The organism is Nocardioides ganghwensis, from assembly GCF_014779655.1.
GTDB lineage: Bacteria > Actinomycetota > Actinomycetes > Propionibacteriales > Nocardioidaceae > Nocardioides > Nocardioides ganghwensis.
The window spans coordinates 82,395-101,296 of record NZ_JACXYX010000001.1 but is presented as its reverse complement, the minus strand read 5'-3'; the positions used below and the strand labels follow the sequence as shown (position 1 = coordinate 101,296).

Sequence of the window (18,902 nt, the reverse complement as noted above, 5' to 3'; positions counted from 1 at the left end):
GCGGAATCAGTCGCCAGCGCCGCTCTGCGGTGCGACAAACAGTCCGTGCGGGTCGGCTGCGCGACGGATCCGTTGGAGTCGGTCGTACGCCGCCGGCGACCAGCCGCGCCGGGCCGCGGCCTCGTAGGCCATCGAGAGGTACGACGCCCGTGATGCCCACGGGGCGAGCGAGTCCAGGACCCTCCTGGCGTCCTCGCGGACGGCACTCCAGCCGGTGCCGACGTCGAGCCCCACACCGAGCACCAGGAAGGACCCGTCGAGCTGGTCCATCGCGCCGGCGCGAGGTGCTGGCCGCGCGAGCGCGCCGCCGAGCTGACGCAGCTCGACGAAGAGCAGGTTGCTGCCGGAGCCGGGCCCGGCCGACGCGACCAGCGCCTCCACCGCGTCCGCGGGCAGGCCGTGGACCAGGACGCTGTTGGCGTAGACCGCGGTCGGCTCCTGCGGGTCGATCTGGAGGTGGGCGACGTCGCTGGCCGGCACCTGCGCGAACGTGTCGACCTCGGGCCGCAGGGCACGCAACGGGGCGACGGTGCGAGCGCCTGTCTCCGCGTCGCCGAGCGCGACGGCGTCGATCATGACCATCTTCCGGTCGCGCAGCCGGGCCGGCAGCCACCCGACGTCGGGCACCTGGAAGATCCGGGCCACGCTCGTCACCTCGTCGGGGGCGTCCGCCGTCCACCCGCCCCACGCGGTGAGCACCCGGCGGGCGTGCTGCCAGTCCCACGCGAGCATCCCGGCGTACGCCGTCCGGATCGGCAGCAGGTCGAACTCCAGGGACGTGACCACCCCGAAGCCGCCACTGCCGCCGCGCGCCGCCCACAGCAGGTCGGTGTCGTGGTCCTCGGTGGCGCGCACGAAGGTCCCGTCGGCGAGCACCAGCTCGACGGCCGTGATCGCGCTGCACTGCAGGCCGTGCCGGCGGGCGTACCAGCTCACCCCGCCGCCGAGCGACGACCCGACCACGCCCACTCCCGGGCTGGACATGTGCATCCCGGCCAGCCCGACCCGACCGGCCCGGGTGACGACATCACCCCAGAGCACGCCGGCGTCCGCGCGCGCCGTACGGCCGGCGACGTCGACGCGCAGCCCGGTCATCGCCGAGGTGCGCAGGAGGACGGCGTCGCCGAGCCGCCCTGCCAGCGGCGGGGCACCGTGACCGGTGCCCTGCGGTGCGACCCTGAGGCCGGCCTCCGCAGCGGCCCGTACGGTCCGGGACACCTCGTGCGGATCGGCCGGATAGGCGACCGCCGCCGGGTGCTCGTCGACCTGGAGGTTCCACGGCATCCGCGCCTCGTCGTAGAGGGGGTCCCCTGGGAGGTGCACGGCACCGCCGGCCAGCCCGCGCAGCGCGGCGGCGTCGACGGCGGGAAGGGGCCTCGGGAGTGGCATGGACTCGGGCACTGTCACCGCCTCACTGGGTGGGCACCCCAGCCTGGCTGGGGTGACTTGAGGACGACTTGAGCCGCCGGCCCAGCCGCTCGACGAGCAGGGCGCGCTCCCCCGCGGGAACGTCGGCATGGATCGCGTCGCGCACCAGCGGGTTCACGAAGTCGAGCGGGTGGCCGTCGAGCAGGATCTCGCTGCGGGCCAGGAGGTCGAGCGCCGACGCCACGTCCTCCTCCGAGAGCTGCGCGAGGTCGGCGACGCTCACCAGGTCGGCCGTCGGCCCGAGCATCGCGACGGCGCGCGCGACCGTCGTCACGGTCGGTGGCATCCGGCGCAGCCGCAGCGTCACCAGCGAGGCGATCGCCCGCGAGCCCACGGCCCGGACCGTGTCGATGTGGGCCACGTCGGGCGGCACGCCTTCGTCGGCGAGGGCACGCAGCAGCTGGCGCAGCAGGAGCGGGTTGCCCGAGGTCATCCGGTGGCAGGCTGCGACGAAGGCATCCGCGCCGCGACCGAGCCGCTCGGTCACCATGTCCGCCGTGCCCTGCTCGGTGAGCGGCGCGGGGCGTACGAGGATCACCGATTCGTCGGCGACCAGCTCGGCGAGGTCGTCGGCCCGGTTTGGCTCGCCGGTGCGCATGGCCAGGACCACGAGCACGGGAAGACCCTCGAGGCGCCGGACGAGGTAGGTGAGGAACTGCAGCGACGCGTCGTCGCACCGCTGGATGTCGTCGACACAGAGCACGAACGGGGCCTCCTCGGCGAGGTGCGTCGTCACCTCGCACAGCCCGCGGAGCACCGCGTAGCGCTCGTCGCGAGCCAACGCCTCGTCCGCGCCGGCGCCGAACAGCTGCCGGACCACTCCCCACTCGAAGTCCTGCTCCAGTGCGCTGCTGCGCGCCGACCGCACCCACGTGCCGGCAGCGACCGCGAGCCGGCGCAGCTCGTCGAGCAGGCGCGTCTTGCCGATGCCCGCAGGCCCCTCCACCAGGAGGCAGCCGGGCACCCCCTGCTCGAGCTCGTCCAGCTTCTCGCGCAGGATCGCCATCTCGCGGTCCCGGTCCACGAGCCCGTCGGGCGTGCGGGGTCGTGGCACGAGCTCGACTGCCCGGTCGACCGACGGCGGGGTCGGTGCGTCGAGGTCGGGCGACTGCGCGAGGACCTCCGCCTCGAGCGAGCGGAGGGCCGGGCCGGGGTCTACCCCGAGCTCGTCGGCGAGCACCTGGCGGGCTCGGCGCAGCGCCGCGAGCGCCGCAGCCTGGCGGTGCGCCCGGTAGAGCGCGAGGGTCAGGAGTCGCCAGCGTTCCTCCCGGAGCGGGTCCTCCGCGACCAGGGCCTCGAGCTCGCCGATGACGAGCTGGGCCTCGCCGAGCTCGAGCCGCGTCCCGAGGAGCCGCTCGCGGGCGACCCCGCGCAGCTCGGCGAGCCGGGCGATCTCCGCCTCGGCCCACGCCTCCCCCGCGTAGTCGGCGTACGCGGGTCCGCGCCACGTCCGCAGTGCGGTGTCCAGCGTGCACACTGCCTCACCCGGCGCCTGGCCCGCTGCCGCCTCGACCGCCGACTCGAAGGCCCATGCGTCCACGGCGTCGGGCGGGAGCCGCAGCACGTAGCCGGGGCCGGCGCGGGCGATGACACCCTCGCGCTGCCGCGCCGTCGCGTCGGGCTCGAGCCGACGGCGCAGGTGGCTCACGTACGCCTGGAGCGCACCGTTCGCGTTGGCAGGCGGGTGGTCGCCCCAGACACAGTCGACGAGGCGGTCGGCCGGCACGATCTGGTCACGCTGCATCGCCAGGCCCGCGAGCACGGCGCGCTGACGGCGCCCGCCGAGGTCCACGGCCTCCCCGTCCCGCGTGGCCGTGAGCTCGCCGAGCACGTGCAGGTGAAGGTGCGGCTGTCCGTCCACCCCACTTCCTCGCGTCGACTCCGTCGAGGATAGGGCCGTCGGCGCGCCGCCGGCTGCCCCGATTTTGGGCACGCGGCCTCAGCAGATCCCGAGCCTCCGCGCCACGTCGTCGCCCGCCACCCGGCGTACGGTCAGCGGGTCGCCCACGACGACGAGCTCGTCGGTGGCGCGGGACATCCCGACGTAGAGCCGCTCGCGGGCGCGGTCACGGGAGCCGTCCTCGTTGAGGCAGAGCACGACCGCCCGGCGCTCGAGACCCTTGCACCCCAGCACGTGGCCGTAGAAGACGTCGTCGTCCCAGTAGGTGCGCCAGTAGCCGTCCTGGTCGTGGAAGTCGGTGCGCTCGACCTGGATCGGGTGGCGGTGCCCGGTGGTGAGGAGCGCGACGTGCTGCGGGTCCCAGCCGCCGTCGAGGAGGCGGTCCACCTCGTCGTCGGCGACGTCGAGCGGGTCCTCGCCGGCCGCGTCGAGGAAGCGTACGGCGGGGCCGTCGCCGCCGCGGGAGTACATCCGGCTCGGCGCCAGCGGACCGAAGGACTCGTGGATCTGGCGGGTGTTGCGAAGGTTGTGGTCGAGCACGAGCGGCACCAACGCGACCGGTGGGCGGCCGAAGCGCGCGAAGATCCGCTGGTTCTCGTCGGAGTAGACGTAGAGCCCGCCCTCCTCCTCGTCTCGCAGTGCGCGGAGCACGGGCGTCCACCACGAGTCGGCGAAGTCCTGGGCCTCGTCGACGATCACCGCGTCGTACTTGTGGCCGTCGGGCAGGGCGGTCGCCAGCTCCGCCATCTCTGCCGGCAGGCGCTCCTCCCAGAAGTCGCTGTCCGTGCGGTCGCCGTCGGGCGCTCCCCACTGCTTGCCGAAGGCGTGGAAGGTGCCGACGAACGCCGGCCGGTGGTTGCGCGGCCAGGAAGCGACCTCTCGCTTGAGGTGCTCGGCCAGGCCGATGGAGTAGCAGAGCAGCGCCACCCGCTGCGGCTTGCGGTCCTGCAGGCCGCGGGTGAGCTCCTTGGCCTGCTGGAGCGCGAGGACGGTCTTGCCGCTGCCGGCACCGCCGCGCACCTCGACCCGGTTGAGCAGCCGGGTGACCCGCAGGATCGTGGCCTGCTCGAGCGTCAGCCGGTCGGCGACCTCCGCACGCTGGTCGGCCTCCGCCCGGACGTCGTAGGTGGTGGGCAGCCGGCCGGTGAGGATCTCGGCGATCTCGTCGACGTCGTCGACGGTCGCGACCCGCTGGCCGTGCGTCATCCGCTGGGCGTTCTGGCGGAGCCGGCCGACCAGGTGGTCCTGGTCGCCCTTGTCGTGGAGCGCCCAGCGCGGCAGGTCGGGCAGCGCGAAGTCCGACCCGAACTCGGAGTAGGGCGTGACGACGGCGTGCGACCACGCGACGCGGGTGCGGCTGCCCCACCGCTCGTCGCGCTCGACGTACTCGCGGAGGGCGTACTTGCCGTCGCGCGCCTGGTCGACGGGGTGGATGGTGGCCTCGTGGCCGCGGCGCATGATCCGCCAGCCGTCGTCCCACCAGACGCTGCCGCCCTTGACCTCCAGCGCCACGATGCCGACGTCGGGCATGAGGACGACGAGGTCGATCTCGTGGTCCTTGCGCTCGTCGGTCAGCCGGAGGTTGGCGATGAGCACGTCGTCGGTGCCGAGACCGGCGCGCAGCCGCTCCCACACGGCCTGCTCGGACGTGGTGGCGAAGGTCGGGCTCTCCGGGATCAGGCGCGGCATGCGACCACCCCATCACCGAGCACCACCGCGCGTCCGCCGAACGACGTCACCGGTTGGTCCCCGCCTCGTCCTCGTCGAACAGTGCGAGCTGGTCGACCTGCACCTTGCGCACCGGCGCGTCGACCATCAGCCGCAGCCCGGCGCGCATCCGCGCGGCGAGGTCGCGGAGGTAGTCGTGCCGCGCCAGGAGGACCTTCTCCTTGCTGCGCTGCTGCAGCTGGCGTGCCTCACGGACCTTGCCGCGCGCCTCCCGGCGCCGCTTCTCCGTGATGCGGAGCGCCTTGAGCAGCAGCCCTGTGTCGTTGCCGTAGATCCGCACCATCGTGGCCGGCCCGACCGACCCGCGCTCCTCCCGCTCGAGCTCGGCCATCACGGCGTACGCCGTCTCGAAGCGGCTGCCCGCCCGCTCGGCCACCGGCTCCGGCGCGGTGCGCACGCGCTCGCCGAGGTCGCGCGCCCACCCGTCGACCTGCGACAGCAGCCGCATGATCTCGCCGCGCACGGCCTGCGGCACGGCCACGGCGAGGCCGACCTCGCGCGTGACGCTGATCCGCTGCTCGGTCAGGGAGAACGTCAGGCCGGGCTCGGAGCGGTTGAGCCGGTTGACCTCCGCCAGCGCGACCCGCTCGTCGGCCACGTCGTCGACCAGGAGGCACGAGAGCAGCACGCGCGGGGCGTCCTTGTGGACCGTCACCCACACGAGGCGGCTGTCGGCGGGCAGCGGCAGGTCGCCGTCGTCGTCCCACTCCGGCGCCTCGTCGTAGACGTCGGCGACCGCGAGGTCGATGACGCCGCGCACCTCCTCGACCGACGACGGCTGGACCACCTCGTCGAGGTCGTGCCCGTCCGGTCGCGGCGGCCGCGGCGGCAGCGGGCGTACGGCTCCCTCCGGCTCCAGGCCGTCGGCGTCGAGGTAGACGGGGTGCAGCACGCCGTAGCGCTCGCGGAGGGTGTCGACGACCAACACCGCGGCCTCGTCGACGTGGCGCGAGGTCAGCTCCACCGACGCGTCCGTCGCTCCCCCGCGGAACGCCTCGACGAGGATGACGCCGTCCGCGACCAGCACCTGGCACCACGGCGCGGTCTCGTCCTCGGGCCCGGTGTCCACGATGAGGAGACCGCCCGACCCCAGCTCCGCGAGGCGGTCGGCCAGCCGCTGCCGGAACTCCCGCCACGCCGTCTCGACCGCGTCGTCCCACCGACGCTCCAGCTCGTCGCCCATGCCTTCGACCCCTGTCCGGATCGCCCCCGCGATCCCCACGAGCACGACTCTAGGGACGACCACCGACAACGCCGGCCCCGTCGACGGCGCCGATACCGACCAGGGCAAGGCCGCCGACGCCGTCTACGCCTGGGACTCCGTCAAGCTCGACGCCACCACCGGCAACAGGAGCGGGATGGCCGGGTGGTCAGCGCGGTCGGTGGGCCGGTGCGGAGGACCGCATCCGCCAGGTCACCAGCGCCAGGTCCAGCGCCGTACGTCGCTGTCGGTCGTCGGGCGCCAGGCCGCCCAGCAGGCGGCTGATGCGTTCCAGGCGGGCGTACATGGTCTGCCGGCGGATGCCCAGCGCGGCCGCAGCGGTCGTCTTGGACAGACCCGCCTCCAGGTAGGCGTCGAGCGTACGGACGAGCTCCGAGCCTGTCCGGGCGTCCTGGCCCAGCAGCGGCCCCAGCTGCTCGTCGACGAAGCGCTCGAGCTCGGCATCGGCCACCACCCCGGACAGCAGGTCGTAGACGCCCAGGTCGCTCGCCAGCACCAGGCGCGAGCGCAGGCTGAGCTTCGTGGCCAGCGTCGCCGCCTCGATCGCCTGGGGCACGGACCGCGCGAGACCAGTGACATCATCGACCGTGGCGCCGGCCGTCATCAGGCTCACCGACCCGCCCACGGTCGCGCTCAGCTCGGCATCGATGGAGTCGAGCAGACGGGACAGCCGCTCGCGGAGCTCGGCGAAGGGCAGGCTCGCGGCGATCAGCACCTGTCCGTCCACCTCCGCCGCCGCACAGGTCTCGAGCACGCGCCGCGCGGCGTGCACCACCGCATCGGTGCCGGTCCGGCCCGACGTGAGGGTGGTGGTGCGGACGACCAGCGCCAGCAGCCGCTTTCCCGGCTGGGCCGAGAGTCCCAAGGCGGAGGCGCGTTCGGCGATGTCCGCCCCCGAGACGTACCGGCCCGAGGCGAGGTCGCGGAGCAGCGCAGCGGCCGCCGTGCTGGGCGTGACCGTGGCCGCGTCGCTGTGGGCCAGGAAGACGGCCAGCGAGCCGGAGCAGAGCTCCACGAGGCGTCGGTGCTCGGACCCGACCCCTGTGACCACGAGCCTCGCCCACGGACCGGTGCCCACACCGACCTCCCACGCGTCGTCGGCATCCTCCACGTCGGAGCCCGCCGCCAGGGTTCCGTCCATCCGGTAGAGGCCGACCAGTCCCCCGCACAGCTCGGCGACGGCAGCCACGAGGTCGGGCAGCCCGTCGCCGCCCACGAGCCTGCGGTTCATCTCCGCGGACGCGCGTTCGAGGACGCGCAGCTCCTCCACCTGGTGGTCGAGGAGCAGCGGGTGGACGGTCTCCGTGACCTCGACGAAGGGCACGACACCGTGCAGGACGACCAGGGGCAGGCCGTGCTCGACGGCCGCCACCACGAGCGCCTCGGGCGGGCGGGTGAAGGTGCGCCCCAGCTCGAGGAGCAGGGCAGCGACCTCCTTGCGCGCCAGGGCGCGGACGTACGCCGCCGTCGCCTCCGGTGACGCACCCACCAGACCCAGCCCGGTGGTCAGCAGGACCTCGCCGCCGCGCAGCAGTGGCCAGATCTCGTAGATCTCCGAGGTGTGCACCCACCGCACGGGTCGGCGAGACAGGTCACCCCCGGACAGGACCTCGGGACGGGCCTCGCTGAGCACGGGCAGCTCGAGAAGGTCCTGCACCGTGATCGCCATGTCGACAGCATGACGTCCCAGGTCCCGTTCAGGCATGACGAACTGTCCGGTCGTTACCGCATCGAAATGACGCTTCGACCCTTGTCGTCCGCTGCAGGTGGGGGGTTGAGTTGCTGTCGAGGCGGAAACAGCCGCGACCCGCGGGGCCACCGCTCCTGACAGCACGGAGACGCTCATGGGCATGCAGACACGTCGTACCTGGCGGCACCGGGCACTGGCCGGGGTCGCGGCAGCGAGCATGGTGGTCCTGGCCGCCTGCGGCGGCACCACCGGCGAGGAGACCACGGGCGGTGGCGGGGAGGGCACGGAGGACCTGCCGCTGATCTACGGCGTCTTCGCCACCCCGCTCGAGGAGCCGTGGGACGGCGCCATCCACGCCGCGCTGCAGAGCGCGGTCGAGGACGGGACCATCGAGTACAAGCACGTGGACAACGTGAACACCGCCGACGCCATGGAGCGCACGCTGCGCAACATCGCGTCCAGCGAGCAGCCGGACGCGATCATGGGCGACGCGTTCGCGGCGGAGGAGGCGGTCCGCAAGGTCGCCGCGGAGTTCCCCGACATCCCCTTCGCGTTCGGCTCGGGCGAGGACCCCGTGGAGCCCAACATGAGCGTCTTCGACAACTGGCTGCAGGACCCGGCCTACCTCGCCGGCATGATCGCCGGCGGCCTGACCGAGAGCGACGTGATCGGCGTGGTCGGGGCGATGCCCATCCCGGAGGTCAACCGGATCGTCAACGCCTTCGTCCAGGGCATCAAGGAGACGAACCCGGAGGCCACGGTGAAGGTCTCTTTCATCAACACCTTCTTCGACCCCGCGGCTGCCAAGCAGGCCGCCAACGCCCATGTCGCCGCCGGTGCGGACGTGCTGTTCGCCGAGCGCGACGGGGTCATCGCCGCCGCGGAGGAGGCGGACATCCCGGTCATCGGGATGATGGTCGACCAGGAGGAGGAGGCACCCGAACACGTCGTGACGTCGCTGATCTGGCACATGCGGCCCACCGTGGACGCGGTCGTCGAGCAGGCCGAGAACGGTCCGGCCGCCGTCGACCTGGGCGAGTACAGCTTCATGAACGTCGGCGGCAGCGAGCTGGCTCCCATCAACACCGACGTCGTCGGTGGCGTGCCGGAGGACCTCGTGCAGCAGGTGGAGGAGAAGGAGGCGGCGATCATGGACGGCTCCTTCACCACACCGGTGGACGAGTCGGCGCCGGCGGGCTCCATCGACGTCTCGCGGCAGTGAGCACCGCTGCGCCGCTCCTCGAGCTCGAAGGCATCACCAAGCGCTTCGGAGACCTGGTCGCGAACGACTCGCTGAGCATGTCCGTGGGGCGCGGCGAGGTGGTGGCCATGCTCGGTGAGAACGGAGCCGGCAAGTCGACGCTGATGAAGATCATCTACGGGCTCGTACGCCCGGACGCCGGCGTCATCCGCATGGAGGGGCGGACCCTCAACATCCGGTCGCCGCGCGACGCGATGGCCGCCGGCATCGGCATGGTCACCCAGGAGTTCTCGCTGGTGGAGACCATGACGGTCCGGGAGAACGTCGCCCTGTCCGGTGTCGGCCTCGGTCGGATCGACGCCCGCCAGCACCGTGCCCGTGTCGAACAGGCCATGGAGCGCATCGGCGTGGACCTCCAGCCGGAGCGTCTCGTGTCCACGCTGTCCATCGGCGAGCGCCAGCGGGTGGAGATCGTGAAGGCCCTCTTCCACGACTGCCGGGTACTCATCCTGGACGAGCCGACCGCCGTGCTCACCCCTCAGGACGTCCGGGCGCTGTTCGTCACGATCGAGCGGCTGCGGACCTCCGGACTGGGCGTGCTCTTCGTCTCGCACAAGCTGCGTGAGGTCGCGGAGATCTCCCACCGCGTGGTGGTGCTGCGCCGCGGCACGCTGGTCGGCGAGCGCGTCACCCAGGAGGTCGGCGACGCCGAGCTGGCGGCCCTGATGATGGGGTCGACCACGGCCTCGACCACGACCACCACGGACACCGACACCGCCGCCGCCGCCGTGGGACTCTCCGTCCCGGCGACGAACCGGGACGCGAGCTCCCCGGCGTCCCCCGACCCCGGCGCGCGCGTACCGGCGCTCAGCCTGACGGACGTGACGTACGAGGTCCGTGGGCATCCGGTCCTCGACGGCGTCAGCCTGCAGGTGATGCCCGGCGAGATCGTGGGCGTCGCGGGCATCAGCGGCAACGGGCAGACCGAGCTCACAGGGGTGCTGGCCGGCACGCTGGCCGCCAGCCGGGGACGGGTCGAGGTCGCCGGTCAGGACATCACCCGCAGCGGCGTCGGCGCCCGGCTGCAGGCCGGGCTCGGGCGGCTCACCGAGGATCGGCGTGGCAGCGTCATCCCGCAGCTGAGCGTGGAGCAGAACCTCGTGCTCGAGGACCTGCCGGCGTTCACCCGCCGCGGCGTTCTCGACGGCGCGGCCATCCGTCGGCACGCCGAGGAGCTCATCGAGCGGTTCGACATCCGGGCGACCCCCACGGACGTCATCGCCAACCTCTCCGGAGGCAACATGCAGAAGGTGCTCTTGGCGCGGACCCTGGCGCGCCGGCCCCGGGCACTGGTCGCCGCCCAACCCACCCGCGGCCTGGACGTCGGCGCCTACCGCTACGTCCACGGCCGCCTCGAGGACCTGAAGGCGCGCGACGGTGGGGTGCTGGTGATCTCCGAGGACCTCGACGAGCTGCGGTCCCTGTGCGACCGCATCGTGGTCCTCTTCCGCGGCCGGATCACCGCGGAGGTGGCTCCGGCAGAGGCCACCAGCGATCGGCTGGGACGGATGATGGCCGGCGAGGTGAGCGCATGATGCGGCTGGTGCTGCGCGGCAGCGAGCCGCGGTGGGTCGCGCCCGTGGCGGTCCTGGTGGCGGTGCTGGCCACGGTCGTGCTCACCGCCATCCCGATCCGCATCGCGGGCGCCAACCCGCCCGCGGCGTTCGAGCGCTACCTGGTCCAGCCCCTCAGCTCGCCCCAAGGGATCTACGAGGTCCTGCTGTCCGCGACACCGCTGCTGTTCACCGGCATAGCGGTCGCCATCGCGTTCCGCGCCGGCTACTGGAACATCGGGGCCGAGGGTCAGTTCCTCATGGGCGCCGTGCTGACCACCTGGTTGGCATTGACGCTCCCGGACCTGCCGGCCGTCGCCGCGCTTCCCTTCGGGCTCGTCGCCGGCGCGGTCGGGGGCGCCGGCTGGGCGCTCCTGCCTGCCTGGCTGAAGCGGCACGGTCGCATCGACGAAGTGGTGACCACGCTCCTGCTCAACCCGGTCGCCCTGCTGGTCGTCCAGGGACTCCTCAACGGGCCGTGGCGCAACACCGCGAGCGGCTTCACCGACTCCGACCGCTTTGGCACGGGCTACGACCTGCCGGAGATCGTGCCCGGCACCCGGGTGCACTGGGGGTTCGCGGTCGCCCTGCTCATCATCGCCCTGACGTGGTTCGTCCTCAGCAGGACCGCGGTCGGGCTCCATGTGCGGGCCACGGGCGCGGCCCCCGACGCGGCCGCCTTCAGCGGGGTGCCGGTCGACCGGCTGCGGTTCCGGGCCGCCCTGGTGTCGGGCGGCATCGCCGGCCTGGGCGGCGCCTCCCAGGTGATGGGGGTCCAGCACCAGCTCACCCAGGGCATCTCCAACAACTACGGGTACACCGGCATCATCGTGGCCACGCTGGGTGGCCTCACCGCGCTCGGTGTCGTGCTCGTCGCGGGTCTCCTCGGGGACATCACCGTCGGAGCCGAGAGCGTCTCCTTGGTGCTGCAGGTGCCCACCCAGCTCGGTGACATGTTCGGCGCGCTCCTGATGCTGACCGTGCTGTCCGCGCTGAGCTGGCGGCGCTACCGGGTCCAGTGGCGACCACCGCGACGTGCCGCTGAGGACTCCGAGCGCGAAGAGGTGGGGCACCGATGAGCATCAACCTCCTGGCCGCCCTGGCCGCCATGCTGACCGTCGCTACCCCGCTGGTGTGGGCCGGCATCGGCGAGCTGATCGTCGAGAAGACCGGCGTGCTCAACCTCGGCATCGAGGGCACCATGTACGCCGGCGCTTTCACCGGCTTCCTCGTCGCCCTCCGCACCGGCTCTCCGTGGTGGGGTCTGCTCGCTGCGATCCTCACAGGCGTCGTCGCGGGGCTGGCGATGGCGGTCCTGTCCGTCACCCTGGGCCTCAACCAGCACGTCTCGGGCCTCGGCCTGACGCTGCTGCTCATCGCCGGGTGCGAGTTCACCTTCCGGATGCTGTACGCCGGCGGACGGCCGAAGCTCGACGACAAGTTCGACGCCTGGCTGTCCGACGTACCGGTGCTCGAGCAGCACTGGCTGACGTACGTCGCCTTCCTCGTGCTGGCTCCGGGGACGTGGTGGGTGCTGCGCTCGACCGGCCTCGGTTACCGGATCCACGCCGTCGGGGAGAACTTCGAGGCCGCCGAGGTGGCTGGGATCTCGGTGAACGCCACGCGGTACGCCGCCCTCGCCGTCGGCGGTGCGTTCATGGCCATCGGGGGGGCGTTCCTCACCCTCGCCGTGCTGGGCAGCTTCACCCTCAACATCATCAACGGACGCGGGTGGGTGTGCATCGCGCTCGTCATCTTCGCCAAGTGGCGTGTGTGGCCCGTCGTGCTCGGCGCCCTCATCTTCGCCGTCACGGACGCCCTCCAGCTCCAGCTGGCCATCACCACGGCGTTCAGCGACGTCCCGCGCGAGGTGATGCTCGCGCTCCCCTACGTGGCGGTGATCACCGCCCTGGCCGTCTGGGGCCGCAAGGTGCACTACCCGGGGTCCTACTTGAAGGCCTACCGGCGTGCCTGACACGAGGAGTCATCCATGACTGACGAAGAGCTGCTCGCCCTCGCCATCGCGGAGGCGCGCGCGGGCGCGGCGGAGGGAGGGATCCCGATCGGCGCGGCCCTCGCGCAGGGAGACCGCCTGCTCGGGGTCGGCCGCAACCGCCGGGTGCAGCTGGGCAGCGCCATCCGGCACGGCGAGACCGACTGCCTGGAGAACGTCGGGCGCCTGCCGGCCAGCGTCTACGCCGGGGCCACCATCGCGACCACCCTGTCGCCGTGCGACATGTGCACCGGCGCGATCCTGCTCTACGGCATCCCGCGGGTGGTGGTCGGCGAGAACACGACGTTCTACGGCGGCGAGGACTACCTCCGCTCCCGTGGCGTCGAGGTCGTCGTGGTCGACGACGAGCAGTGCAAGGCGATGATGCGGGACTTCATCGCGGCCAACCCGCAGCTGTGGAACGAGGACATCGGCGAACCCGGGTGAGCGCTGGGCGCGGATCGAGGCGGTCTAGACCCACCGGAGACCCCTGTCCGCGGCCCCCTCACCGGCGTAGATTCGAGGACTGCCCTCCCACCCCCCGATCCCGAGAGGTGGGTGACCACTCAGAGGAGGAGCAGCGTGTTCATCCAGATCATCCAAGGCAAGTGCACGCGCCAGCAGGAGCTCCACGAGCACCTGGACACGTGGCGCAACGAGCTCAGCTCCGGAGCACCGGGCTGGCTCGGAGGGACCTACGGGTTCACCGACGACGACATGTTCATGGGCGTCGTCCGATTCGACTCGCGGGAGTCCGCGATGTCCAACTCCGGCCGGCCCGAGCAGGACGCGTGGGCCGCGCGCATGATGGAGCTCTTCGACGGGCCCGTCGAGTTCCACGACTGCGACGACGTCACCCTGCTGATGGACGGCGGGTCCGACGACGCCGGCTTCGTCCAGGTCATCCGGGGCAAGGTCGACGACGTCGAGCGCCTCAGGTCGTTGATGACCACCGACACCGACTCGCTGCACGAGGCGCGGCCCGAGATCATCGGCGGCACCCTCGCCATCGAGCCGGACGGCACCTTCACCGAGACCGTCGCGTTCACCAGCGAGGACGCCGCGCGGCAGGGCGAGCAGGTCGAGCCGCCCCCGGAGGTCCGGTCCGGCCTCGAGTACGCCATGGCGAACGCGGAGTTCTACGACCTGCACCACCCCTGGTTCGCCTCCCGCTGAGACATCCAGTGGATGCACCGGGGCGCTCGGGAGCCCCGGCACGGTCTCGCCGCACCGGACGGTCAGGTGCTCCGGCGCGTCAGTGCTGCGCGGGCACGACGTGCGCGTCGGCGCCCGGGTAGACCAGACCCTCGTGGCCGTCGCTCCACTTCACGGCGTACGGCGGGCCGCCGTCCTCGCCGCGCACCTCGACGATCTCTCCCTGCCTGGGGGCCGCATCGACCTTGTTGCTCTCGACGACCAGGCTGTCGCCCACTTCTGCCTTCATCCGTCCACCATGCGCCGCCGCGGACCGTCCGGCAAGGGACCTTCGGCCCTCGGCCCAGGTCCGCCTCGCTGCAGGACCGAGGTCGGCGCGCGCGTGTCACGATGAACCGGTGGTGCGGTCCCGCAGCAGGAGGCTCGTCGTGGCGCTCGTGGTCCTGGTGGTCCTCCTCGGCGTCGGCCTGGCAGTCGTCTGGGGCCTGCAGCGGCAGCTGATCTACTACCCCGACGCGAGCGACGTGCCACCTGCCGGCGACGTGCTCCCGGGCGCCCGCGACGTGACGCTCGAGACGCACGACGGGCTCGAGCTGGGCGCGTGGTACGTGCCTGCCGACGCCGATCGCGACACCGGCCTGGCCGTCCTGATGGCCCCGGGCAACGGTGGCAACCGTGCCGGCCGGGCCGACCTCGCCCGCGACCTGGCCGACCGCGGGCTCGCGGTGCTGGTCATCGACTACCGCGGCTACGGCGGGAACCCCGGCAGCCCCAGCGAGGACGGGCTCGCCGCGGACGCCGACGCGGCCGTACGTGCGCTGGCCGACCTCGGCCACCCCGTCGACCGGACGATCTTCCTCGGTGAGTCGCTGGGGACCGGGGTGGTCGCCGGCCTCCAGCAGCGGCACCGTCCGGCCGGGATCGTGCTGAGGTCACCGTTCACCGACCTCGCCGACGTCGGCGGCCACCACTACCCGTGGCTGCCCGTGCGCACGCTGCTCCGCGACCGCTTCCCCGTCCTCGAGCCGCTCGCCGCGAGCGACGTGCCCGTCACCGTGGTCTACGGCGACCGCGACGACGTGGTCCCGACCGAGCTGAGCGCGCGGGTCGCCGACGGTGTCCCCGTGCTCGTCGAACGGGTCGTGCTCGAGGGCGCCGGCCACAACGACGCGGTCATGTTCGGGCCGCGGGTCGCCGACGCCGTCGCACGGCTCGCCCGCAGCGTGGGCTGACGTCGGCCGTCCCGGTCGACCGTCGTCCTCGCGCGTGGGTGCATCCACCCATGCCCGCGGCACCGGAGATGGGCATCGCGCCCGACGCGTACGACGTACGCATCGCGCGACCGTGGGCACATGGACACCAACAACGACACCGACATCGACACCGTGATCATCGGCGCCGGCCAGGCCGGCCTGGTGACCGGCCACTTCCTCCGACAGCGAGGGATCCCGTTCGTGATCCTCGACGCTTCCACGCGCGTCGGCGACAACTGGCGCCGGCAGTGGGACAGCCTCCGGCTCTACTCCCCCGCCCACGTGGACGGGTTGCCGGGCCTGCCGTTCCCCGCCCCGCGCTGGACCTTCCCCGGCAAGGACGCCGTGGGCGACTACCTCGAGTCGTACGCCCGCACCTTCGCCCTCCCGGTCCGCCTGGAGACCCGGGTGCAGGCCCTCGACCAGGACGACGAGGGCTACGTCGTCACCACCGACCGCGGCCGCTACACCTGCCGCAACGTCGTGGTGTGCACCGGCACGTTCGGCCGGACGAGCGCCGTGCCCGACATCACCGCCGAGCTCGACCCCGCGATCCTCCAGCTGCACTCCAGCGAGTACCGCCGACCCAGCCAGGTCAACGACGGGCCGGTGCTGGTCGTCGGCGCCAGCCACTCCGGCACCGACATCGCCTACGAGCTCGCCGAGACGCACCCGACGATCCTTGCCGGTCGCGACTGCGGCGAGATCCCACCCCGGCTGGAGTCTCCGGCCTTCCGGCTCGTCTTCCCGGTCATGCTCTTCGCGTGGCGGCACGTGCTCACCCGGCGCACCCCGGTGGGCCGCAAGGAGATGGCCCAGGTCCGCCACCACGGCGGACCGATGATCCGGGTCAAGCGTCGCGACCTGCTCGACCGCGGCGTCGAGCGGGTGACCAGCCGGGTCGAGGAGGTCCGCGACGGCCTGCCCGTCGTCGACGGCACGCCGCGCGAGGTCTCGACCGTCGTGTGGGCGACCGGATTCCGGCAGGTCTTCGACTGGATCCACCTGCCGGTGATCGGCGACGACGGCTGGCCCCGGGAGACGCGCGGGGTGTCCCCCGACGCTCCCGGGCTGTTCTTCTGCGGACTGTCCTTCCAGTACTCCTTCAGCTCGATGGTCCTGCCCGGGGTCGGTCGCGACGCGGCGTACGTCGCCGACCGGGTCGCGGACCGCGCACGCAAGCGGGACGAGGCGACTCCGACGCTGCCCACGGCCGCCTGAACCGACGTACCCTCGAAGCCGTGGACACGGCCGCTGACCACTACGCACGCGGCGACTGGCAGGCCGCGTACGACGCGTGGTCCCGCACCGGGCCCGACGGCCTCAGCGCCGCCGAGCTCGACTCCTTCGGCGCGGCCGTCGAGCTGGTCGGGTCGCACGACGAGGTGGTCCCCGTCCTGCAGCGTGCCTTCCGCGCCCACCACCAGGCGGGTGACCTCCACGCCGCTGCGGGGTGCGCGTTCCGTCTCTCCATGAGCCTGGCCGAGCACGGCGAGCACGCCCTCGCCGCCGGCTGGGCAGCTCGGGCGACCGAGCTGGTCGACGAGATCGGGGCGGAGTGTGCGGAGCGCGGCTGGGTGACGTTCCTCATGATGTTCCGCGCCCTCGGCGAGGGTGACCTCGTGGAGGCGGAGCGCCTGGCCCGCGAGGCGTACGACGTCGGCCGGCGCTTCCACGACGCGGACCTGACGGCGATGAGCACGTGCGCGCGGGGCCGGATGTCGATCATGACGGGGCACTTCGCCGAGGGGCTGGCGCAGCTCGACGACTCCATGGTCCGGGTCGTGGCCGGCGAGCTGTCCCCGGTGATCGCAGGGCACGTCTACTGCACCGCCATCGAGGGCGCCCAGGAGGTCAGCGACTTCGGCCGGGTCGCCGAGTGGACCGCCGCCCTCGAGCGGTGGTGCGACGCGCAGCCCGGGCTGCTGGCCTTCACCGGCCAGTGCGCCGTGCACCGTGGACAGCTGATGCGCCTGCGTGGCGCCTGGGACGACGCGTTGCGCGAGTGGTCACTTGCCGCTGAGCGGTACGTCGCCCTGGGCACCCCTGCCGCCATCGGACTCACCGCCCTCGAGACCGGCGACGTGCTGCGGCTGCGCGGTGACCTCGACGCTGCCGACGACGCCTACCAGCGTGCGGCCGACCTCGGCGTCGACCCGCAGCCCGGTCTCGCGCTGCTGTGGCTGGCGCAGGGTCGCTCGTCCGCTTCGGTCGCTGCTGTCGACCGGCTGCTCGCCTCGCCGGCCGGGCCGGTGGAGCGGTGCCGGACGCTGCCGGGGGCCATCGAGGTGCTGCTGGCGTCGGGCGAGGTCGAGCGCGCGGGGCCCCTGGCCCGCGAGCTGGAGTCCTTGGCGACGGCGGTCGGGGCCGCCGTGCTGTCCGCGGCCGCCGCCCAGGCCCAGGGTGCCGTCGCGCTCGCCGCAGCGGATGCCGCGGGAGGATTGCCCTACCTCCGCAAGGCCCACCAGCTTTGGTCGCGGTCGTCCTCGCCGTACGACGCCGCCGTCACGAGGCTGCTCATCGGCCGCTGCCTCCTCGCCCTCGGCGACACGTCCTCGGCCGAGCGCGAGCTGACGGCCGCGCGTGCGGTCTTCCGCCAGGTCGGTGCGGCGCCGATGGCCGACCTCGCCTCGTCGCTGCTGGCTCCGGCCTCCCTGCCGGGAGGGCTGACCGCCCGCGAGGTCGAGGTGCTCCGCCTCGTCGCCTCGGGCCGGAGCAACCCGCAGATCGCGGCCGAGCTCGTGCTGAGCGAGAAGACCGTCGCGCGGCACCTGTCGAACATCTTCGTCAAGCTCGACGTCGCCTCGCGCACCGCGGCCGCGGCGTACGCCTTCGAGCACGGACTGGTGTGACGTGGGTGGTCCGTCCCATGGGCCGGCGCGCGGGATGCGTGTTCCGGCCGATGCCGGCCGGCGGGCGCTGGTCCTAGCGTCGGAGGCATGGACACGACGCTGCCGGTGCTCGCGGGGACGGTCTCCACGATCGTCTTCGTCGCAAGCGTCCTGCCGATGCTCCGCAAGGCGTTCCGCACGCGGGAGCTGTCCTCGTACAGTCCCGGCAACATCGTCCTGGCCAATGTGGGCAACACGGTGCACTCGGTGTACGTGTTCGCCCTGCCGCCGGGCCCGATCTGGGTGCTGCACACGTTCTACCTGGTCAGCTCGGCGCTGATGCTGCACTGGTACCTCCGCTACCGCGCCGCCGCCAGGGCGGACGCCGGACGACCGGCAGCGGCCGGAGCGCAACGATGACCCTCTCGTCGCGGCTCGCGGAGCTGGCCGGCCGGATCCCGTTGCCGGCCGAGACCCTCGGCGGGGTGGCGGTGGGCGCGGTCGCCCAGCGGATGCGGCCGTTGTCACTGCCGCCCGCGGTCCGACCTGCCGGCATCCTCTGCGTCGTCGCGGGGACCGGCCTGGTGGTGGTCGCCTGGCGCGAACGAGGTCCGGGCGACCTGGAACACCCGGTCGCACTCACCACCACCGGCGTGCATGCACGGACCCGCAACCCGATCTACCTCGGTTTCACCCTCGCCCACCTCGGCCTGGCCCTCGCGACCCGCAACGGCTGGATGCTGGCCACCTGCCCCGTCAGCGCAGCGCTCCTCCACCGCTGGCTGCCGCGCGAGGAGGCCCTGCTGCACGAGCTGTTCGGCGCCGAGTACGACACCTACCGGGCCACGGTGCCTCGCTACCTCGGTCGCCGGTCGTCATCACCCTGAC

General features: G+C 72.8%; 17 protein-coding genes. 11 read left to right on the top strand and 6 right to left on the bottom strand.

The annotated features are described in order from the left end of the window. Nucleotides 1-6: 6 nt before the first annotated feature. The 5 genes from IEZ24_RS00470 to IEZ24_RS00450 form a co-directional block, all read right to left on the bottom strand. Nucleotides 7-1,389, bottom strand: coding sequence for an FAD-binding oxidoreductase (locus IEZ24_RS00470; protein WP_129455269.1), 1,383 nt, complete (start codon nucleotides 1,387-1,389; stop codon nucleotides 7-9). A gap of 22 nt (nucleotides 1,390-1,411) precedes the next feature. Then, entirely contained in the window at nucleotides 1,412-3,289 is a 1,878-nt protein-coding gene (locus IEZ24_RS00465) for a BTAD domain-containing putative transcriptional regulator (RefSeq protein ID WP_207206818.1), read from the bottom strand. 78 nt (nucleotides 3,290-3,367) lie between these two features. Continuing rightward, nucleotides 3,368-5,017, bottom strand: a complete 1,650-nt coding sequence (locus tag IEZ24_RS00460; protein ID WP_129455270.1) for a nuclease-related domain-containing DEAD/DEAH box helicase — start codon at nucleotides 5,015-5,017, stop codon at nucleotides 3,368-3,370. A 46-nt stretch (nucleotides 5,018-5,063) separates the two neighbouring features. Next, a complete protein-coding gene (locus IEZ24_RS00455) occupies nucleotides 5,064-6,239 on the bottom strand; it encodes a T3SS (YopN, CesT) and YbjN peptide-binding chaperone 1 (protein WP_129455271.1) in 1,176 nt (391 codons plus the stop codon). A 187-nt stretch (nucleotides 6,240-6,426) separates the two neighbouring features. Continuing rightward, nucleotides 6,427-7,947 carry a PucR family transcriptional regulator gene (locus IEZ24_RS00450; protein WP_165356085.1) on the bottom strand — a complete coding sequence of 507 codons (1,521 nt, stop codon included), beginning with the start codon at nucleotides 7,945-7,947 and terminating at the stop codon, nucleotides 6,427-6,429. A gap of 181 nt (nucleotides 7,948-8,128) precedes the next feature. Between IEZ24_RS00450 and IEZ24_RS00445 the strand changes: the two genes are divergently transcribed. From IEZ24_RS00445 to IEZ24_RS00420, 6 genes are all read left to right on the top strand, one after another. Beyond that, nucleotides 8,129-9,190, top strand: a complete 1,062-nt coding sequence (locus IEZ24_RS00445) for a BMP family protein (protein WP_224744648.1) — start codon at nucleotides 8,129-8,131, stop codon at nucleotides 9,188-9,190. Then, on the top strand, nucleotides 9,187-10,764 hold the full coding sequence (locus IEZ24_RS00440) for an ABC transporter ATP-binding protein (RefSeq protein ID WP_242498487.1): 1,578 nt from the start codon (nucleotides 9,187-9,189) through the stop codon (nucleotides 10,762-10,764). The genes IEZ24_RS00445 and IEZ24_RS00440 overlap by 4 nt, the downstream gene beginning before the upstream one ends. Next, on the top strand, nucleotides 10,761-11,861 hold the full coding sequence (locus IEZ24_RS00435) for an ABC transporter permease (protein ID WP_224744647.1): 1,101 nt from the start codon (nucleotides 10,761-10,763) through the stop codon (nucleotides 11,859-11,861). Before IEZ24_RS00440 ends, IEZ24_RS00435 begins: the two co-directional genes overlap by 4 nt. Further along, on the top strand, nucleotides 11,858-12,757 hold the full coding sequence (locus IEZ24_RS00430) for an ABC transporter permease (protein ID WP_129455274.1): 900 nt from the start codon (nucleotides 11,858-11,860) through the stop codon (nucleotides 12,755-12,757). The genes IEZ24_RS00435 and IEZ24_RS00430 overlap by 4 nt, the downstream gene beginning before the upstream one ends. Nucleotides 12,758-12,772: 15 nt before the next feature. Further along, nucleotides 12,773-13,222 (top strand): nucleoside deaminase, encoded by a 450-nt coding sequence (locus IEZ24_RS00425; RefSeq protein WP_129455275.1) that lies wholly within the window; start codon nucleotides 12,773-12,775, stop codon nucleotides 13,220-13,222. A 135-nt stretch (nucleotides 13,223-13,357) separates the two neighbouring features. Next, nucleotides 13,358-13,951, top strand: coding sequence for a hypothetical protein (locus IEZ24_RS00420; protein ID WP_129455276.1), 594 nt, complete (start codon nucleotides 13,358-13,360; stop codon nucleotides 13,949-13,951). A 79-nt stretch (nucleotides 13,952-14,030) separates the two neighbouring features. On the opposite strand, the gene IEZ24_RS00415 is transcribed toward IEZ24_RS00420, so the two are convergent. Next, on the bottom strand, nucleotides 14,031-14,219 hold the full coding sequence (locus tag IEZ24_RS00415) for a DUF1918 domain-containing protein (protein WP_129455277.1): 189 nt from the start codon (nucleotides 14,217-14,219) through the stop codon (nucleotides 14,031-14,033). 139 nt (nucleotides 14,220-14,358) lie between these two features. Here IEZ24_RS00415 and IEZ24_RS00410 point away from each other — a divergent pair, with 139 nt between their 5' ends. The 5 genes from IEZ24_RS00410 to IEZ24_RS00390 all read left to right on the top strand — a co-directional run bounded on the left by IEZ24_RS00410 (nucleotide 14,359) and on the right by IEZ24_RS00390 (nucleotide 18,901). Continuing rightward, nucleotides 14,359-15,162 carry an alpha/beta hydrolase gene (locus IEZ24_RS00410; RefSeq protein ID WP_242498488.1) on the top strand — a complete coding sequence of 268 codons (804 nt, stop codon included), beginning with the start codon at nucleotides 14,359-14,361 and terminating at the stop codon, nucleotides 15,160-15,162. 120 nt (nucleotides 15,163-15,282) lie between these two features. After that, entirely contained in the window at nucleotides 15,283-16,404 is a 1,122-nt protein-coding gene (locus IEZ24_RS00405; protein WP_129455278.1) for a flavin-containing monooxygenase, read from the top strand. Nucleotides 16,405-16,424: 20 nt separating this feature from the next. Then, complete coding sequence (locus tag IEZ24_RS22170; RefSeq protein WP_242498489.1) at nucleotides 16,425-18,035, top strand: helix-turn-helix transcriptional regulator; 1,611 nt, start codon at nucleotides 16,425-16,427, stop codon at nucleotides 18,033-18,035. Nucleotides 18,036-18,122: 87 nt separating this feature from the next. Then, a complete protein-coding gene (locus IEZ24_RS00395; RefSeq protein WP_129455279.1) occupies nucleotides 18,123-18,434 on the top strand; it encodes a hypothetical protein in 312 nt (103 codons plus the stop codon). Then, nucleotides 18,431-18,901: a methyltransferase family protein gene (locus IEZ24_RS00390; protein WP_129455280.1), complete on the top strand. Its 471-nt coding sequence runs from the start codon at nucleotides 18,431-18,433 to the stop codon at nucleotides 18,899-18,901. Before IEZ24_RS00395 ends, IEZ24_RS00390 begins: the two co-directional genes overlap by 4 nt. Nucleotide 18,902 lies beyond the last annotated feature (1 nt).

Bases quoted from the DNA above. Each gene is read 5' to 3' on its own strand.
- IEZ24_RS00460 (WP_129455270.1), bottom strand. From the start codon at position 5,017: ATGCCGCGCCTGATCCCGGAGAGCCCGACCTTCGCCACCACGTCCGAG.
- IEZ24_RS00445 (WP_224744648.1), top strand. From the start codon at position 8,129: ATGCAGACACGTCGTACCTGGCGGCACCGGGCACTGGCCGGGGTCGCG.
- IEZ24_RS00390 (WP_129455280.1), top strand. From the start codon at position 18,431: ATGACCCTCTCGTCGCGGCTCGCGGAGCTGGCCGGCCGGATCCCGTTG.
- IEZ24_RS00415 (WP_129455277.1), bottom strand. From the start codon at position 14,219: ATGAAGGCAGAAGTGGGCGACAGCCTGGTCGTCGAGAGCAACAAGGTC.
- IEZ24_RS00455 (WP_129455271.1), bottom strand. From the start codon at position 6,239: ATGGGCGACGAGCTGGAGCGTCGGTGGGACGACGCGGTCGAGACGGCG.
- IEZ24_RS00470 (WP_129455269.1), bottom strand. From the start codon at position 1,389: ATGCCACTCCCGAGGCCCCTTCCCGCCGTCGACGCCGCCGCGCTGCGC.
- IEZ24_RS00430 (WP_129455274.1), top strand. From the start codon at position 11,858: ATGAGCATCAACCTCCTGGCCGCCCTGGCCGCCATGCTGACCGTCGCT.
- IEZ24_RS00450 (WP_165356085.1), bottom strand. From the start codon at position 7,947: ATGGCGATCACGGTGCAGGACCTTCTCGAGCTGCCCGTGCTCAGCGAG.
- IEZ24_RS00405 (WP_129455278.1), top strand. From the start codon at position 15,283: ATGGACACCAACAACGACACCGACATCGACACCGTGATCATCGGCGCC.
- IEZ24_RS00435 (WP_224744647.1), top strand. From the start codon at position 10,761: ATGATGCGGCTGGTGCTGCGCGGCAGCGAGCCGCGGTGGGTCGCGCCC.
- IEZ24_RS00395 (WP_129455279.1), top strand. From the start codon at position 18,123: ATGGACACGACGCTGCCGGTGCTCGCGGGGACGGTCTCCACGATCGTC.
- IEZ24_RS00425 (WP_129455275.1), top strand. From the start codon at position 12,773: ATGACTGACGAAGAGCTGCTCGCCCTCGCCATCGCGGAGGCGCGCGCG.